Here is a 16,512-nt window from a genome sequence, read left to right on the forward strand (position 1 = left end):
ACTTCCAAAGCATACGGAAATTATCCATGTCTCAGACTGTCTACGACGCGCTGGTAATCGGCTCCGGCGCCGCCGGCTCCTTCGCCGCCAAGGAATTGACTGCCCAAGGGCTGTCGGTATTGCTGCTCGAAGCCGGCCCAGCCGTGACCCAGAAGGATTTCGATCCGAACCGCAAGAAGGCGCCGGCAAGCAGTATCAATATCTGGGAGCGCGCACGCGCCACGCTAAAGGGGCAGCCCATCCAGGCGCGCGCCGCCTTCTTTACCGAGCGCTTCAGCCATTTCTTCGTGAACGATCGCAAGAACCCCTATACGACGCCGAAGGATGCACCGTTCCTGTGGATACGCGGCCGTCAGAGCGGTGGCCGCCTCCATAGTTTCGGCCGCGTATTGCTGCGCTGGACCGACGATGATTTCAAGATTCGCTCGAAGACCGGCAAGGGCGTCGACTGGCCGGTTTCCTATGACGAGCTCGCTCCCTACTATGCGGAGGTCGAAACCAGCCTTGGCCTTTATGGCAATGAGGATGGCGTGGACACATTGCCCGACGGCGTCTACGCCCATCCGGCAAAGCTGACGCCTGCCGAAGAAATCTTCAAGACGGAAGTCGAAGGGCGCTGGCCGAAGCGGCATGTCGTTTCCTGGCGGTATATCGCGCCCGACGCCGAGCGTACGCCGAAGCCGCTACGAGAGGCGTTGGCGACCGGACGGCTGACGATCCGCCATGACGCCATCGTGCGCCGTATCACCACCGACGATGCCGGCGGCCGGGCGACGGGTGCCGAGTTCATCGATCGAGTGACCGGCAAGGTCGAGGCCGCCCGAGCAGCCATCGTCGTGCTCTCGGCATCGCCGATCGAAAGCGTGCGGCTACTTCTCAATTCGTCCAGCGCTCGCCATCCCCATGGGCTTGGCAACAGCTCGGGCGCACTCGGGCGCTATTTCATGGATCAGCTTCCATGTCTTGCCTTCGGCTCCTTCTCCAAGGCGAAGGGATGGGCGGCCGATGATTCCACGCCTGTCGATCCCTTCTACAATCCCTCCGGCGGCATCTTCGTCCCGCGCTTTGGAGAGGGCGATGCCGGTCGTGATGATTTCGACTATCAGGGAAGCATCGGTCGAGCCCCGACGCCGGATGACGAGCCTTCGCGGCTGGCCGTCTTCGGCTTCGGCCGCATGCTGCCCTATGCCGACAATCGCATCACGCTCGATGCACGACGGAAGGATGCCTGGGGGATTCCGGTGCCCCACATCCGATGCATTATGGGCGAGGAGGAACATGCCCTGCTGCACCGGCAGGAAGAGGTGCTGATCGACATGGTGCGTGGCGTCGGCGGCGAGCTGGAATTCATCGGCTCGCCTACCGGCCTCAGGGAAATGGGTCGCGGCGCCTTCCCCGATGCCGATGCGTTCAGCCGTTTCATGTTCCGCACATGGTTCCGCAAGACCATGTGCATGGGCGCCGCCATCCACGAAACCGGCGGTGCGCGCATGGGGACATCGAGCCAGGAATCCGTCCTCAACGCCCATAACCAGAGCTGGGACATACCCAACTTGCTCGTGACGGATGCTTCCGCCTTTCCGGGCAGCGGCATTGCCGGCACCACGCTGACCGTGATGGCCCTGACCATCCGCGCCTGCAGAAACATCGCCGATCAATATCGCGCCGGTCAGATATGATCGGCGTCCAGCCGGATTGAGTGCGCTCCGCCTTCGGTAGCCTTCCATTTTAGTTACCGGGCTCGCCGCAATCCTCCATGGCCGCTGTCTGTGTGGCCTCCACGTTCTCGCCAGGCGATGGAAATAGTTTGGCTTTGTCACCTTGCGGCTATAGATACATACATATCTTCTTGCCTGCGCCACACGAAGCGCTGGTGCAGGACGGAGGGATGGCTTCGACCATCAAGTAACGGCTCCGAAACCGGAAGAAATTCGCGCGGAAATAGCTCGAAAATTTAGAATGTCTTTCGCGAATTGCAGGGAAATCCGGCTCTAGCGCGCAAAGCCATTAAGAGCGCACAATCCCCCCTCGCCACGAAGCGTTCAAAGACGCTTCTCGCGGCCCGCATCTGGAGGAGATGCGGGCAAGCCCCATGATTTCACGAGCGTCGGGAACGCTTAGGGAGGAACAATGCTTGAACGACTTTTCAAATTGAGTGAGCACGGCACGTCCGTGCGCACCGAACTCATCGCAGGCGTTACGACGTTCCTGACGATGTCCTATATCATCTTCGTCAATCCCGACATTTTGTCGACGACTGGCATGGACCGCAACGCGGTCTTTGTCGCCACCTGTCTCGCAGCCGCGCTGGGTTCGATCGTCATGGGCCTTGTTGCCAATTGGCCGATCGGCATGGCGCCGGGCATGGGACTCAATGCCTTCTTCGCCTTCACCGTCGTTGCCGCACTCGGCTTTACCTGGCAGCAGGCGCTCGGAGCGGTTTTCATTTCCGGTTGCATCTTCGTTCTGCTGACGGTGACCGGCGTGCGCAGCTGGCTGATCGCCGGTATCCCGCATTCGCTGAGGAGTGCGATTGCCGCGGGTATCGGTCTCTTTCTGGCGATCATTGCGCTGAAGAGCGCAGACATCGTCGTTGCAAACAAGGCGACCCTCATCGGCCTCGGCGACCTGAAGCAGACCGGCCCCCTTCTCGCAATCTTCGGCTTCTTCGTCATCGCCGTTCTCGATGCGCTGAAAATAAGAGGTTCGATCCTCATCGGCATTCTCGCCGTCACCATTCTCTCCTGGATCCTTGGCGTCAGCCAGTTTCACGGCATCGTTTCGGCGCCGCCGTCGATCATGCCGACCTTCCTGCAGCTCGACATCGTCGGCGCTCTCCATGGCGGTCTGGTTCATATCATCCTCGTCTTCGTGCTGGTCGAAGTCTTCGACGCCACCGGGACGCTGATCGGCATCGCCAAGCGTGCGAACCTGATCCAGGACGGAAAGCCGAACCGCTTGAGCAGAGCTCTGCTTGCCGACAGTGCCGCGATCGTCGCCGGCTCGTTGATGGGCACCAGCAGCACGACGGCCTTCGTCGAAAGCGCTTCGGGCGTCCAGGCTGGCGGCCGGACGGGCCTGACGGCAATTACCATCGCCGTGCTCTTCATCGCAGCTCTCTTCTTCTCGCCGCTCGCGGCTTCGGTTCCGGCCTATGCGACGGCTCCGGCGCTGCTCTATGTCGCCGGCCTGATGATGCGCGAACTGACCGAGATCGAATGGGATGACCTGACCGAGGCTGCACCGGCGGCAATCACGGCTCTCGCAATGCCCTTCACCTACTCGATCGCCAACGGCCTTGCCTTCGGCTTCATCACCTATGTGGCCGTGAAGGTCTTCACCGGCCGCTGGTCGATGCTGCATCCGGCAACGCAGATCGTCGCTGCTCTGTTCGTCGTGCGCTTCGCCTTCTTTGCGGATTAACGGTGGATATTAAATGCAAGACCGGATCATTCGCTGGAACGACCCGGTCTTTTGGCATTCGAGAGCCGTTGGAAGCGGGAACTTGCTCTAGCAAATAGGGGCGTTGCGATGCAGGCTGTGCTAAAACTCTCGACGGCATGGCGGGAGAATTGGCCCGAAGGGCCGAACGGGTCAGGCGACCCCGATCATTTTCCGGTGACCGAAGGCATTCACGGCATGGAGGACGTTGAATGCCAGGATCGACAGGGCCGCTTCCGCTTTCACCGCCTTTAGCCCCCGTGTTAGAAACCTACCGCCGCCTGACATTCGTTTGATCGTGCCGAACGGATGTTCGACGGTGCAGCGTCTGATCTTCATCAGATCTGGATCATCATATATCCGGGCCTCCATCCGATCGAGCGCCGCCTGATCGAATAGCCGATGGATCGTGCGCTGGGCTCCCGGAGTGCATTGCGGTTTTATAACGCAAGTCTTGCAAGCGCCTGTCCTGTAGCGGATCACCCGATTGCGCGTGTGCTTTCCCGATGGCCGGAGGGTCTCACCTGCAGGGCAACGGATGGTGTCGCTCGCCTCGTCATAGATGAACTGAGTGGGGCGGAAGTGTTCGCTGTTCATGGCGCCACGCTTGATCGGTGCTGACACCGTGATGGCGTCCCGCTCGCATCGGGCGACCTCTTCGGCGTTGGAATAGCCGCCGTCAGTTAGGACATGGAGTTCCCCGGTATCGAGAACCCGCAGGGCGTCCGTCGACATTGGATGAAGCAGATGGCTGTCGTTCGCATCATTGAAGACATCGTGATGAATGATGAGACCACTCTCGACATCAACGACGCTCTGAAGATTGTAGGAAGGCATCTTCGGTGCCCGCGCATAACCCATCGGCTTGGCGTCCGGCTCACCGAAGACCAGCACCTTTTCTTCACGCTTCTCCAGTTCAAGCTGACGCCTAGCCAAACGTTCCCGTCGTCGCTGGAGCGCAGAGATAGCACTCCCGAACGCTTCACGGTGGGCGGGTTTATCGCTGAACCCTTGCTCGACCTGTTCGTCGAGCGTGTCCAGTCGATCCAGATAGTAGCTGATCTCGCGTTCGGTATGTGCAAGGTCTCGCGCCAAGCGCTCCGCGCCTGCGATGTTTTTCGGACTGGCGACGGCTCGCATCTTCGTGCCGTCAAGGGCGACCATCTGGCCGCCGATCAAGCCGTGGCTCCGGCAAAACTGGACGAACTCGGCGCCTACGGCGACGATCGCCTGGGGGTTGTCGTGCCGGAAGGCGGCGATTGTCCGGTAGTCCGGTGCGAGCTGCTTCATCAGCCAAAGCGCTTCAAGATCACGGTGGCAGGCGCGTTCCAGCAGGCGGGAGGAGCGGACCTGATTGAGGTAGCCCCAGATATAGAGGCGGAGCATGTCGGCCGGATGATAACCGGGTCTGCCGGTGGCCGCGCTAATCGCGCGCTCGAAGCCGAGCCCGACAAGATCAAGGCCGCCAACAAATTCATCGACGACACGAACCAGAGCATCCGGGGCAATGTAATCATCGATGCAGGGTGGCAATAAGGCGGCCTGCCCTCTGTCCATACCTTCAATAAAGCTCATATCGTTGAGTCCTGGCTCGCAACGTCCGGATTTCCTCTATCGATGCCTTCGCGCTGCGCAGCCCACGTGAGCAGCGCATCAAGAGCCGGGCACAGAGCCTGCCCCCAGTCCGTGAGGCAGTATTCGACCTTCGGAGGCACCTGATGATGGACGATGCGGCGCACGATCCCGTCCTTTTCCATCTGACGGAGTTGCTGGATGAGCATTTTCTGGGAGATTCCTGGGATCGCGCGTTCGAGATCGGAGAAGCGCAAAACATGCCCACCAAAGAGGTGAAACAGGATCACCAGCTTCCAGCGCCCTTCAAGAAGTTTGAGCGCGTTCTCGACGCCCTCGGCTGCTGTTTCTCTCGTATATTGGTATGACATACTTTTCGGTAAGTACCTTACTTTTTTGTGTGTTCTTGCAATTTTGGAAAGTTAGGCCATTTTCGATAGCCAAACAAGGTCAACCCGGAGATCGATCATGGCCCTCGCATTACCCAAGCCCATAGCCGACTACTTTGCCGCGGATGCGACGGATGGCGCGGCGGTCGCCAGATGTTTCACGGCCGACGCCGTGGTCGTCGACGAGAAGAAGACATATACGGGTCGCGACGCGATCGCGGCCTGGAAGTCCGAGGCATCCTCAAAGTATGAATATGTCGCCGACCCCGTAGCTATCGACGATCAGGGCGACAGGGTCGTCGTGACCGCGCATCTGACCGGAAACTTTCCGGGAAGCCCGGTGGATCTTCGCTATGGTTTCAAACTCTCCGGTGATGCGATCGCCCGGCTGGAGATCGTCCTGTGAGCTTCGATCTTGGCCTTGACGGAAAACGCGCCCTGGTGACGGGCGGCACCAAGGGAGCGGGCGCTGCAGTGGTTCAGGCATTGGCGGACGCAGGTGCGCGCGTCGCGGCAACGGCCCGAACCGTGCCCGAGAATGGAACCGACAAAATCCATTACATCGCCGCAGACCTGTTAACCGCGCAGGGCTGCGCCAAGGTCGCCGAGGAGGTGGTCCACGCGTTCGGCGGCATCGACATCCTCGTCAATGTGCTTGGAGGATCAAGCGCGCCAGCGGGCGGCTTTGCGGCCTTGACCGACGAGGAATGGCAAAAGGAGATTGATCACAATCTCATGCCTGCGGTTCGGCTCGACCGCGCGCTGCTTCCGTCGATGATCGCGCAGGGAGCAGGTGTCATCGTCCATGTGACGTCGATCCAGCACGAACTACCCCTGCCGGAATCGACGACCGCCTATGCAGCGGCGAAGGCGGCGCTGTCGACCTACAGCAAGAGCCTGTCGAAGGAAGTGACCCCCAAGGGCGTCAGGGTGGTTCGCGTGTCGCCGGGCTGGATCGAGACCGACGCCGCCGTGGCGCTCGCGGAACGACTCGCGAGGGAGGCCGGGACCGATTATGAGGGCGGCAAGAGGATCATCATGAATTCTCTAGGCGGAATTCCTCTGGGCCGACCGGCGAAACCCGCCGAGATCGCCGATCTGATAACATTCCTGGCATCCCCGCGCGCTGCAGCCATAACCGGCACCGAATATGTCATCGACGGCGGGACCGTTCCCACCGCTTAAGGTGGGGGCACCCTCCGCGAGTTTTAGCACAGCCTGGATGGCAGCGCCCCTTCCAATATCTGAACCGATCCAGCTCCTTTCAGCGGATCAAAAACGTCTCTTCATAGAAATGCTCCTCGAGATTGACGCCCTTGCCGCCGCGATCGATGACGATGAAGTCGGAGACATCATCGAGGGGCGTCAGAATACCGTGCCAGACATTGCGCCAGATATTGACGCCCTGGCCGGGCCTAGTGCGGAACGCCACCGGCTCGCCCGGACCATTGTCCGTCTGCGGCGCTGCAACGACGAGGAATGGATTGCAGGTCAGCGGCACAAAGGCCTGGCTGCCGAGGGGATGCCGCTCGACCATCTTCAGCTCCAATGGCAGCGCATAGGGTTCGCCGCGCAGCCAGCTGATCATCGTACGTGCCTCCTCGCCGATCGCTTCGACCTTTGCGAGGTCATGGTAGCGAACGCATTTGCCGGCATTGATGGGATAGCTGTGCGCACCCTCCATTTCGATCACATCGCCGAAAGGCGCGAATGCGGCTCTCGTCAGCGGCTGAATTTCGATCACTTTCATTCATGGTCTCCCGTTTCCATTCTCCGAAATCACCTCTTCCTCGATCGACGATATGTTCGCTTGGGTACGATGCCTGACCCGCGGTGCAGGCAGCAGAAGTCGACCGGAGCACGGCTGGCACTCCGGCAGCCGCCGTGCCCCGGCTATTTCCATGGTCGATCACTGCCGACGCTGATCGCAAAGCGACATCGGTTTCCCACTAGCTGCGGCAAGGTTTTTTGCCGCCAAGCGTCTCGAACTGACGCCCATCAGGGCCAGCCGAAAATCGGCGCACTCATTACTTCCGCCATGCAGCGAGACCGGCTGAAACCTGCCTTTTCATGAAATGCATATCGCGACATCGGCACGTATTTCGACGCCTCAGTGCATGCGAAATGCGCAAGTCGAGCCCATCCGTCCCGCCGCGACATCGTATGAAACGTTCCTCCAAACGTTTTCGATACCCAATGTCTAACCGCAAATCGCGCGCGCCATTCCCCTTGGAAATTTTGAAAGTCTCGAAGGTTACAGCTGCTTTTCATGGGAATGGGCCTGGCCGATAGTAGAGACAGGAGCGCTACGTTCGGGAGAAAAGCATGCAGTCTCACTCGCCAGGAGCCGGACGGCTCACGACCCATGTATTGGATACTGCGCTTGGCAAGCCCGCCCGGGGCCTGCGCATCGAACTCTACCGGATCGAGGGCGATGCACCGAACCTCCTGAAGTCTACGGAGACCAACGACGACGGTCGCTGCGATGCGCCGCTGCTGTCGGGCGAAACCATGCAGGCCGGCATCTATGAGTTGCGCTTTCATGCCGGCGACTATCTCGGTCGCGCATCGGATGGCCCAATGTTCCTAGACATCATCCCAATCCGTTTCGGTCTTGCCGACGAAGGCGCGCATTACCATGTGCCGCTCCTCCTCTCGCCCTACAGCTATTCCACCTACCGCGGGAGCTGAGTGATGACATCGACGACAATCCGCTCCGAACTTCGTTTCATTCTCAACGGCCGGGACGTCGTTCTTACCGACGTGGCACCAGACCAGACGCTGCTTGACTGGCTGCGCCTCTCCCGCACGCTGAAGGGCACCAAGGAAGGTTGCGCCGAGGGCGACTGCGGCGCCTGCACCGTGCTTGTGGGGCGGCTGACGCCAGCGGGCGGCCTCGTTTACGAGGGCGTCAACGCCTGCATTCGCTTCCTTGGCTCACTGGACGGCTGTCACGTGGTCACCGTCGAGCATCTCGCCCCGAGCGACGAGCACCTGCATCCGGTGCAGCAAGCCATGATCGACTTTCACGGTTCGCAATGCGGCTTCTGCACGCCAGGTTTCGTCATGTCGCTCTACGGACTTTGGATGCAGACGCCGAACCCGACGGACGAGCAGATCGAAACGGCGCTCCAGGGCAATCTCTGTCGCTGCACCGGCTATGAGCCGATCCTGCGCGCTGCGCGCTCCATCTCCAGCTATGGCGGGACACAAGACGACCCGCTGCTGATAGAGCGCGAAACCATGATCGCGCGCCTGCAGGTCCTTCGCGACGGCGCCCGCGTCGAAATCGGCGAGGGTCACAATCGCCTGATCGTGCCGGCGAACCTTGATGATTTCGCATCGGTTCTGGAGGCATCGTCGACGGCAACCGTGGTGGCCGGCTCGACCGATGTCGGCCTCTGGGTCACCAAGCACATGCGCGACATCACACCGGTCGTGTTCATCGCCGGGCTGCAGGAGTTGAAATCGATCACGGTGAAAGACGGCCTCATCACCATCGGCGCCGGCGTCACCTATTCGGAGGCGATCGCGACGCTGTCTGAGCATATTCCGGCGCTCGGGCCGCTGATTACCCGCATCGGCGGCCAGCAAGTGCGCAACATGGGCACGATCGGCGGCAACATCGCCAACGGTTCGCCGATCGGCGACACGCCGCCGGCGTTGATTGCGCTCAACGCGTTACTGACCTTGCGCAAGGGCGCCGTCCGGCGCACCATCGCGCTTGAAGACTTCTTCATCGCTTATGGCAAACAGGACCGCCAGCCCGGCGAATTCGTCGAAGCCGTGCATATTCCGGTTCCTGCAGCTTCGGAGAAATTCGCCATCTACAAGGTGACGAAGCGCCGGGACGAGGACATTACCGCCACGCTCGGCGCCTTCCGGCTGACACTTGGCGAAGATGGCACGGTTGCCGAAATCTGGATCGCCTATGGCGGCATGGCCGCAACGCCAAAGCGGGCTTTCGCCGTCGAAAAGGCATTGCTCGGCCAACCCTGGAACGAACAAACTGTAAATCTGGCGATGGAGAAATACGCCAAGGATTATTCGCCGCTGACCGACATGCGGGCTACGGCGGAATACCGTGCGCTGGCAGCCAAGAACCTTCTGCTCCGTTTCTACCTGGAAACGACGTCCAATGAGGCACCGGTTCAGGTGTCCAGATATGAGGCGGCATAGGCCATGAACAAACACGCGTCAGACATCAAGGCCGAAACCATCGTTGGCGGGGTTCATACCAGCCCCCGTCATGACTCCGCGCACAAACATGTTTCCGGTGCCGCCGTTTATATCGACGACATTACCGAACCGACCGGAACGCTGCATGCAGGGCTTGGCCTATCCACCGTTGCGCACGGCACCCTGAAATCCGTCAATCTGACAGAAGTGCGCGCCGCGCCCGGCGTCGTCGCCGTGCTCACCCATGAGGATGTGCCCGGCGCCAATGATATCTCGCCATCCTATATGCACGACGATCCGGTGCTTGCCGCCGGCAAGGTCGAGTTTCACGGCCAACCGATCTTCTGCGTGATCGCCGAAACACGTGAGCAGGCCCGCCGCGCCGCAAAGCTGGCAAAGATCGAATACGAGGAATTGCCGGCCGATATCGACATCTGGGATCTCGACGTTTCGACCCATCGGCAAGTGGTCACACCGCTGACGCTGAGGCGCGGCGACGCGGATGCTGCCCTCAACAGCGCTCCGCGCCGCGTGAAGGGCCGCATGCGGCTTGGCGGCCAGGATCATTTCTATCTCGAAGGCCAAGTCTCGCTTGCCGTACCCGGCGAGGATGACGAGGTCGTCGTCTATTGCTCCACCCAAGGCCCAAGCGAGACGCAGCATATGGTCGCCCACGCGCTGGGCGTCCCGAGCAATGCTGTTACGATCGAGGTTCGCCGTATGGGTGGCGGCTTCGGCGGCAAGGAAACCCAGGCAAACCAGTGTGCTGCGATCGCGGCCATCGCCGCCAAGAAGCTGAAGCGCGCCGTCAAGGTCCGGCTCGACCGCGACGAGGACATGGTCGCTACGGGCAAGCGGCACGATTTTGCCATCGACTACGATGTCGGCTTCGACGATGAAGGCCGTATCCTCGGGATCGACTATACCTTCGCGCTTCGCGCCGGCTTCTCGGCCGATCTTTCCGGCCCGGTTGGCGATCGTGCGCTGTTTCATTGCGATAATGCCTATTTCTTCCCGCATGTTCATGCGAAATCGGCGCCGCTCTACACCAACACCGTCTCCAACACGGCCTTCCGCGGCTTCGGCGGCCCGCAGGGAATGGTGGGCGCCGAGCGCGTCATAGACGAGGTGGCCTTCGCCGTCGGCAAGGACCCGCTCGACATCCGCAAGCTGAATTTCTACGACGCAATGGGCGTTCAAGGCGAACGCAACCTCACCCCCTATCACCAGAAGGTCGAGGACTGCATCATCCAGCGCATCGTTACGGAGCTGGAGGAAAGCGCCGATTATGCAGGCCGCCGCAAGGCAATCGCCGAGTTCAATGCGAAGAGCCGTATCGTCAAGCGCGGCATCGCGCTAACCCCGGTGAAATTCGGCATTTCCTTCACCAAGACGGAATCGAACCAGGCCGGCGCGCTGGTGCACGTCTATAGTGATGGTTCCGTGCACATGAATCATGGCGGCACCGAAATGGGGCAAGGCCTGCATCTGAAGGTGGCGCAGGTCGTGGCAGAAGAGTTCCAGATCGATCTCGACCGGGTAAAGATCACCGCAACGACGACAGCCAAGGTGCCCAACACCTCGCCGACCGCGGCGTCTTCAGGCGCGGATTTGAACGGCATGGCGGCGCAAAACGCTGCACGCCAGATTAAGGACCGGCTGATCGCCTTCGCCGCCGAAAGCTATCAGGTGCTCCGCGAGCAGGTGACGTTCCTGCCCAACCGCGTGCGCATTGGCGATGTCGAAATGTCCTTCCCTGATCTCATCAAGAAGGCCTATATGGCCCGCGTCCAGCTTTCGGCCGCCGGCTTCTACAAGACACCGAAGATCCATTGGGACCGCAAGGCGGGCCGTGGCCACGCCTTCTACTACTATGCCTATGGCGCGGCGTGCTCGGAAGTATCGATCGATACGCTAACGGGGGAATATGTGGTCGAACGCACCGATATCCTCCACGATACCGGACGCTCCCTGAACATGGCCATCGATATCGGTCAGGTCGAGGGCGGCTTCATCCAGGGCATGGGATGGCTGACGACGGAGGAGCTTTGGTGGGATGGCGAGGGGCGTCTTCGAACGCACGCGCCCTCGACTTACAAGATCCCGCTTGCATCCGACCGCCCGAAGATTTTCAATGTAGCCCTGACCGATTGGTCGGAGGCCCATGAACCGACGATCCATCGTTCCAAGGCCGTGGGCGAACCGCCGCTGCCGCTCGGGCTTTCCGTCTTGCATGCGCTTTCGGATGCCGTGGCGAGCGTCGCCGACCATAAGATCTGCCCGCGTCTCGACGCGCCGGCAACGCCCGAACGGGTGCTGATGGCGATCGAGCGCCTCAAGGCGGCGAAGAAGGAGTAAGATCATGCCTGCCGCCCGTGAAGATATCCGGGATTTCCTGCGCCGCGAACCGGCATCGATGCTCGTCGAGGTGACGGGGGTCGCAGGTTCCGCGCCGCGCGATGCGGATGCCTGGATGCTGGTATCGGAACGGGCAATCTTTGCGACGATCGGCGGCGGCGCACTGGAGTATATGGCGATCGACCAGGCACGACGGGCACTGCGCTCCGGCCTTGCGGCGGAGCCGATGAACGTACCGCTCGGTCCGGAGATCGGCCAGTGCTGCGGCGGCCGGGTGGGCCTCGCCTTCACCACCCTTAACCCGAGGCTTGCGAATGACCTCATAGCTCGGAGCGACCGCGAGATGGCCGCACGCCCACATGTCTATGTTTTCGGCGCCGGCCATGTCGGCGATGCCCTCGCCATGGCGCTTTCGCTGGCACCGTTACGCGTGGTGCTTATCGATACGCGGGAAGAGGAGCTGATTGCCTCCAACGTGCCGCGCATCGAGACCTGTCTCACAGCCATGCCGGAAGCCGTGGTGCGCGATGCGCCCGCCGGCAGCAGCTTCGTCATCCTCACTCATGACCACGCGCTCGATTTCCTGATTGCCGCAGAAGCGCTCAAGCGCTCGGATGCCGCCTATGTCGGCATGATCGGCTCCAAGACGAAGCGCGCCACCTTCCGCAACTGGCTGTCGCGCGAAAGCGGCGAGACGGAGCTTTTCGATCGCCTCATCTGCCCGATCGGCGGAACGGCTGTGAAAGACAAACGTCCGACCGTCATCGCTACACTGGCGGCCGCCGAGATCATGACGGCAGCGCTGAGCTGGACGGCTGATCACGCAAGGTTTGCGGGCAGCGTTAACCGCCCGTAGCCGCAGCTACCGGCTCGTCCTCAAGCAGCTTGCCGATCAGCCGCTGACAGCGCTCCGCCATGAAATCGATCATCAGGCGGACCTTCGGATCCTGGAAACGTTTGTGCGGATAGATGGCCGCAAGTTGAACCGGCGCCGGAGGGCTCTCCTTCAGGATCTCGACCAATCGCCCTTCTATCAGATAGGCCTTCACCTCAAACAGCGGTTTGTTGATGATGCCGCGGTCTTCCAGTGCCCATTGGGTGAGCACGTCGCCGTCGTCGCTGTCATAGGGGCCCGCGACTTCGAATTTGCGGGGGCCTTCTGCGGTCATTAGCGTCCAGTAATATTCCTTCGAGCCAGGATAGCGCAGCAGAAGACAGTCGTGTTTGTCGGCAATTAGAGCATCCGCGCTCGCCGGTACGCCGCGGCGCGCGAGATAGGTCGGCGAAGCACACAGCACGCGCTCGCAGTTGAGGATGCCGCGCATGCGCAGGTTTGAATCTTCCAAGACGCCGAGCTTGAAGGCGACGTCGACACCCTCCGCAAGGATATCGACATTGTGATCCGACAGGCGCAGGCGTACTTCGATATCCGGATATTTGTCGTGAAATTCCGGAATGCCCGAGGCAATCAACCGCCGCCCTATGCCGAGCGGCGCGGTGATCCTCAGCGAACCCTTCGGATTGCGTGAGAGATCGGCGATCGCCGCTTCCGCCTCATTGACAGCTTCGATGATCTTCACCGCCTTTTCGTAGAAAACGCGGCCATGCTCGGTCGGCGAGAGCTTACGCGTGGTGCGGTTGAAGAGGCGCACGCCAAGATGGCGCTCGAGCTCCTTGATGCGATTGCTCGCGACCGCAGGCGTGACGCGCTGGTCGCGTCCCGCTGCCGAGAGAGTACCGAGTTCGACCACGCGAACGAAGACACGGACATTATCGAGATAGGACATGGCACCTTTCTACCACATCGGCACGCGGAACAAACCAGGGTTCATCTTATAGATTTTTTTGAAAGTGTTGGCGGATTCACTGGGATTTTCGAGAAAATCACGCGATGGCAAACAGTCCCGTAAAGATCGGGCCCATGAAGGCCGGGAGGAGTTCCCATGTATGAATATGCCATCGCCTGGGACTGGCTGACATTTGCCGTCCGCTGGCTGCACGTCATCACCGCCATCGCCTGGATTGGCTCGTCGTTCTATTTCGTAGCACTTGACCTCGGCCTGAAAAAACATCCGGCGCTGCCGCCGGGAGCCTACGGCGAGGAGTGGCAGGTCCACGGCGGCGGCTTCTACCATATCCAGAAATATCTGGTAGCGCCGGCCAACATGCCTGATCATCTCGTCTGGTTCAAATGGGAGAGCTACGTCACCTGGTTGTCGGGCTTCGGCATGCTCTGTCTCGTCTATTATGCCGGCGCCGACCTCTACATGATCGATCCGGCTGTGCTCGATGTCTCCAAGCCAGTGGCGATCGCCATTTCGCTCTGCTCGATCGCCGGCGGCTGGCTCCTATACGACCTGATCTGCAAGTCGCCCTTCGGCAATGACAATACGCGGCTGATGGTGGCGCTCTATTTCATTCTGGTCGCGGTGGCCTGGGGCTATACGCATCTGTTTACCGGCCGCGCCGCCTTCCTGCATCTCGGCGCCTTCACGGCGACGATCATGTCGGCGAACGTATTCTTCATCATCATCCCGAACCAGAAGATCGTCGTCGCCGACCTGCTTGCCGGGCGCACGCCGGATGCGAAATACGGCAGGATCGCCAAGCAGCGGTCGACGCACAACAACTACCTGACGCTGCCGGTGCTGTTTCTGATGCTGTCGAACCACTATCCGCTGGCTTTCGGCACGCAGTTCAACTGGATCATCGCCTCGCTCGTCTTCCTGATGGGCGTCACGATCCGCCACTGGTTCAATACCCGGCACGCCAATGCCGGTAACCCGACCTGGACCTGGCTGATCACCGTCATCCTGTTCATTATCATCATGTGGCTCTCCACGGTGCCGAAGATCCTGGCCGGCGAACCAACAACGAAGGTCTCTGCCATCCAGCAGCCCTTCATCACGGCGCAGGATTTCCCGAAGGTCCGCGACACCGTGATGGGGCGCTGCTCCATGTGCCATGCGAAGGAGCCGAGCTGGGAGGGGATCGTCGCTCCGCCGAAGGGCGTGATGTTCGAGACCGACCGCGACATCGCTGCCCATGCGCGCGAGATCTACCTGCAGGCTGGCCGCAGCCATGCCATGCCGCCCGCCAACGCCTCACACATAACCGACGAGGAGCGCCGGCTGCTTGTCTCCTGGTACGAAAATGCCGTCAATGGGGAGAAAACCCAATGAATGAAGTCCTGATCCGTGGCCGTGTGCTGACCTTCCTTGCCGAGCCGCAAGGCATCGATGATACCACCTCCTATCGTTACATCGAGGATGGCGCGGTTTATGTTCGCGATGGCAAGATCATGGAAATCGGTGCCCATGGCGACATTCGCAAGCTGGCAGACGCCGGTATCCGGATCGCGGACCATCGCCCGAACCTTATCCTGCCGGGCTTTATCGACACACATCTTCATTTCCCGCAGACGCAGGCGATCGCCTCCTATGGCGCGCAGCTGCTCGAATGGCTGAACACCTATATCTTCGTCGAGGAGCAGAAATTCGCCCGCGCCGCGCATGCGGCCGAAGTCGCGGACCGCTTCATGGACGAACTCTTGTCGAACGGTACGACGACGGCCGTCGCCTATTGTTCGGTGCACCCGGAAAGCGTCGATGCCTATTTCGCGGCCGCCGAAGCGCGCGGCATGTGCATGATCGGCGGCAAGGTGATGATGGACCGCAACGCGCCGGAGGCGCTGCGCGATACGCCGCAGCGCGGCTACGAGGAGACCAAGCGGCTGATTGCAAAATGGCACGGCCGCGGCCGCGTGCATTATGCCATCAGCCCACGCTTTGCGATTACCTCGACGCCCGAGCAGATGGAAATGAGCAAGGCTCTCGTTGCCGAACACCCGGATTGCTATGTCCAGACGCATCTCTCGGAAAATCGGGACGAGATCGCCTTTGCCACCTCTCTTTATCCAAAGGCCAAGGACTATACGGATATCTATGGCCGCTACGGTCTGCTCAACGACCGCATGCTGCTCGGCCATTGCATCCACATGAGCGAACGGGAAGTCGCGGTGCTCGCGGAGACCGGCGCGGTGGGTGTCTTCTGCCCGACCTCGAACCTCTTCCTCGGCTCCGGGCTCTTCAATGCCGCTCAGTTCGACAAGGTCGGTGCACGCTGGTCGGTTGCAACCGATGTCGGCGCCGGAACCAGCTTTTCCATGCTGGAAACGATGGATGAAGCCTACAAGGTGCTGCACCTGCAGGGGCAACGGCTGACGCCATTCAACTCCTTCTATCGCATGACACGCGGCAACGCTCTCGCACTCGGGCTCGAAAAGCAGATCGGCTCGCTGCAGGCGGGCGCGGACGCCGATATCGTCGTGCTTGATTCCGGCGCTAAGTCGGCCATGGAATTTCGCATGCGCACCGCCACGTCGCTGGCCGAGGAGCTCTTCATTCTCCAAACCATGGGTGACGACCGGTGCGTTGCCCAAGTCTATGTCGCCGGCAAGGCGATGAAGACCAAGGGCAAGAAAGCAGACACGATCGTACGCGAGCAACTGCAGATCGCCTGACCAAATAAATGTGGCGGACCGGCAACGCCGTCGTCGCGGGAGAGACGGCGG

At 60.8% G+C, this 16,512-nt stretch carries 14 protein-coding genes; 10 read left to right on the forward strand and 4 right to left on the reverse strand.

What is annotated here, in order from left to right:
* The first annotated feature begins 26 nt into the window (after positions 1–26).
* Entirely contained in the window at positions 27–1,679 is a 1,653-nt protein-coding gene (locus tag ACK83U_RS27225) for a GMC family oxidoreductase (protein ID WP_112609969.1), read from the forward strand.
* Between the two features lie 451 nt (positions 1,680–2,130).
* The gene (locus ACK83U_RS27230; protein ID WP_112609967.1) at positions 2,131–3,423 is read left to right on the forward strand and encodes an NCS2 family permease; all 1,293 of its coding nucleotides are present in this window, start codon (positions 2,131–2,133) and stop codon (positions 3,421–3,423) included.
* Between the two features lie 171 nt (positions 3,424–3,594).
* Here ACK83U_RS27230 and ACK83U_RS27235 read toward each other — a convergent pair whose 3' ends face one another.
* Together ACK83U_RS27235 and ACK83U_RS27240 are read right to left on the reverse strand one after the other, a co-directional pair.
* Positions 3,595–5,016, reverse strand: coding sequence for an IS1182 family transposase (locus ACK83U_RS27235; RefSeq protein WP_112609965.1), 1,422 nt, complete (start codon positions 5,014–5,016; stop codon positions 3,595–3,597).
* Complete coding sequence (locus ACK83U_RS27240) at positions 5,013–5,384, reverse strand: winged helix-turn-helix transcriptional regulator (RefSeq protein ID WP_162708074.1); 372 nt, start codon at positions 5,382–5,384, stop codon at positions 5,013–5,015. The genes ACK83U_RS27235 and ACK83U_RS27240 overlap by 4 nt, the downstream gene beginning before the upstream one ends.
* 97 nt (positions 5,385–5,481) lie before the next feature.
* Between ACK83U_RS27240 and ACK83U_RS27245 the strand changes: the two genes are divergently transcribed.
* Together ACK83U_RS27245 and ACK83U_RS27250 are read left to right on the forward strand one after the other, a co-directional pair.
* Positions 5,482–5,808, forward strand: a complete 327-nt coding sequence (locus ACK83U_RS27245; RefSeq protein ID WP_112609961.1) for a nuclear transport factor 2 family protein — start codon at positions 5,482–5,484, stop codon at positions 5,806–5,808.
* Positions 5,805–6,587, forward strand: a complete 783-nt coding sequence (locus ACK83U_RS27250) for an SDR family oxidoreductase (RefSeq protein ID WP_112609959.1) — start codon at positions 5,805–5,807, stop codon at positions 6,585–6,587. The genes ACK83U_RS27245 and ACK83U_RS27250 overlap by 4 nt, the downstream gene beginning before the upstream one ends.
* A gap of 79 nt (positions 6,588–6,666) precedes the next feature.
* On the opposite strand, the gene ACK83U_RS27255 is transcribed toward ACK83U_RS27250, so the two are convergent.
* On the reverse strand, positions 6,667–7,152 hold the full coding sequence (locus ACK83U_RS27255; RefSeq protein WP_112609957.1) for an ureidoglycolate lyase: 486 nt from the start codon (positions 7,150–7,152) through the stop codon (positions 6,667–6,669).
* Positions 7,153–7,727: 575 nt separating this feature from the next.
* Here ACK83U_RS27255 and uraH point away from each other — a divergent pair.
* Genes uraH through xdhC form a run of 4 tightly spaced genes read left to right on the forward strand, consistent with a single transcriptional unit; the run spans position 7,728 to position 12,795 of the window.
* The gene (gene uraH / locus ACK83U_RS27260; RefSeq protein WP_112609955.1) at positions 7,728–8,093 is read left to right on the forward strand and encodes a hydroxyisourate hydrolase; all 366 of its coding nucleotides are present in this window, start codon (positions 7,728–7,730) and stop codon (positions 8,091–8,093) included.
* Between the two features lie 3 nt (positions 8,094–8,096).
* A complete protein-coding gene (gene xdhA / locus ACK83U_RS27265) occupies positions 8,097–9,581 on the forward strand; it encodes a xanthine dehydrogenase small subunit (RefSeq protein WP_112609953.1) in 1,485 nt (494 codons plus the stop codon).
* Between the two features lie 3 nt (positions 9,582–9,584).
* Positions 9,585–11,939: a xanthine dehydrogenase molybdopterin binding subunit gene (gene xdhB / locus ACK83U_RS27270; protein ID WP_112609951.1), complete on the forward strand. Its 2,355-nt coding sequence runs from the start codon at positions 9,585–9,587 to the stop codon at positions 11,937–11,939.
* A 4-nt stretch (positions 11,940–11,943) separates the two neighbouring features.
* Positions 11,944–12,795 (forward strand): xanthine dehydrogenase accessory protein XdhC, encoded by an 852-nt coding sequence (gene xdhC, locus ACK83U_RS27275; RefSeq protein WP_112609949.1) that lies wholly within the window; start codon positions 11,944–11,946, stop codon positions 12,793–12,795.
* Here the strand turns inward: xdhC and ACK83U_RS27280 are convergent.
* Complete coding sequence (locus tag ACK83U_RS27280; protein ID WP_112609947.1) at positions 12,782–13,726, reverse strand: LysR family transcriptional regulator; 945 nt, start codon at positions 13,724–13,726, stop codon at positions 12,782–12,784. The two genes, xdhC and ACK83U_RS27280, sit on opposite strands and share 14 nt — an antisense overlap.
* Positions 13,727–13,882: 156 nt before the next feature.
* Here ACK83U_RS27280 and ACK83U_RS27285 point away from each other — a divergent pair, with 156 nt between their 5' ends.
* Both ACK83U_RS27285 and guaD read left to right on the forward strand, forming a co-directional pair.
* Positions 13,883–15,121, forward strand: coding sequence for a urate hydroxylase PuuD (locus tag ACK83U_RS27285; RefSeq protein ID WP_112609945.1), 1,239 nt, complete (start codon positions 13,883–13,885; stop codon positions 15,119–15,121).
* A complete protein-coding gene (guaD, locus tag ACK83U_RS27290) occupies positions 15,118–16,461 on the forward strand; it encodes a guanine deaminase (protein WP_112609943.1) in 1,344 nt (447 codons plus the stop codon). The genes ACK83U_RS27285 and guaD overlap by 4 nt, the downstream gene beginning before the upstream one ends.
* Positions 16,462–16,512 lie beyond the last annotated feature (51 nt).

Origin of the sequence: Rhizobium sp. WW22, from assembly GCF_047041135.1 — a bacterium.
GTDB lineage: Bacteria > Pseudomonadota > Alphaproteobacteria > Rhizobiales > Rhizobiaceae > Rhizobium.

Excerpts from the sequence above, each read along its gene's own strand:
- ACK83U_RS27225 (WP_112609969.1), top strand. The coding sequence starts at position 27 with ATGTCTCAGACTGTCTACGACGCGCTGGTAATCGGCTCCGGCGCCGCC.
- uraH (WP_112609955.1), top strand. The coding sequence starts at position 7,728 with ATGCAGTCTCACTCGCCAGGAGCCGGACGGCTCACGACCCATGTATTG.
- ACK83U_RS27285 (WP_112609945.1), top strand. The coding sequence starts at position 13,883 with ATGTATGAATATGCCATCGCCTGGGACTGGCTGACATTTGCCGTCCGC.
- ACK83U_RS27280 (WP_112609947.1), bottom strand. The coding sequence starts at position 13,726 with ATGTCCTATCTCGATAATGTCCGTGTCTTCGTTCGCGTGGTCGAACTC.
- ACK83U_RS27245 (WP_112609961.1), top strand. The coding sequence starts at position 5,482 with ATGGCCCTCGCATTACCCAAGCCCATAGCCGACTACTTTGCCGCGGAT.
- ACK83U_RS27240 (WP_162708074.1), bottom strand. The coding sequence starts at position 5,384 with ATGTCATACCAATATACGAGAGAAACAGCAGCCGAGGGCGTCGAGAAC.
- ACK83U_RS27235 (WP_112609965.1), bottom strand. The coding sequence starts at position 5,016 with ATGAGCTTTATTGAAGGTATGGACAGAGGGCAGGCCGCCTTATTGCCA.
- ACK83U_RS27230 (WP_112609967.1), top strand. The coding sequence starts at position 2,131 with ATGCTTGAACGACTTTTCAAATTGAGTGAGCACGGCACGTCCGTGCGC.
- guaD (WP_112609943.1), top strand. The coding sequence starts at position 15,118 with ATGAATGAAGTCCTGATCCGTGGCCGTGTGCTGACCTTCCTTGCCGAG.
- xdhA (WP_112609953.1), top strand. The coding sequence starts at position 8,097 with ATGACATCGACGACAATCCGCTCCGAACTTCGTTTCATTCTCAACGGC.
- xdhC (WP_112609949.1), top strand. The coding sequence starts at position 11,944 with ATGCCTGCCGCCCGTGAAGATATCCGGGATTTCCTGCGCCGCGAACCG.
- xdhB (WP_112609951.1), top strand. The coding sequence starts at position 9,585 with ATGAACAAACACGCGTCAGACATCAAGGCCGAAACCATCGTTGGCGGG.
- ACK83U_RS27255 (WP_112609957.1), bottom strand. The coding sequence starts at position 7,152 with ATGAAAGTGATCGAAATTCAGCCGCTGACGAGAGCCGCATTCGCGCCT.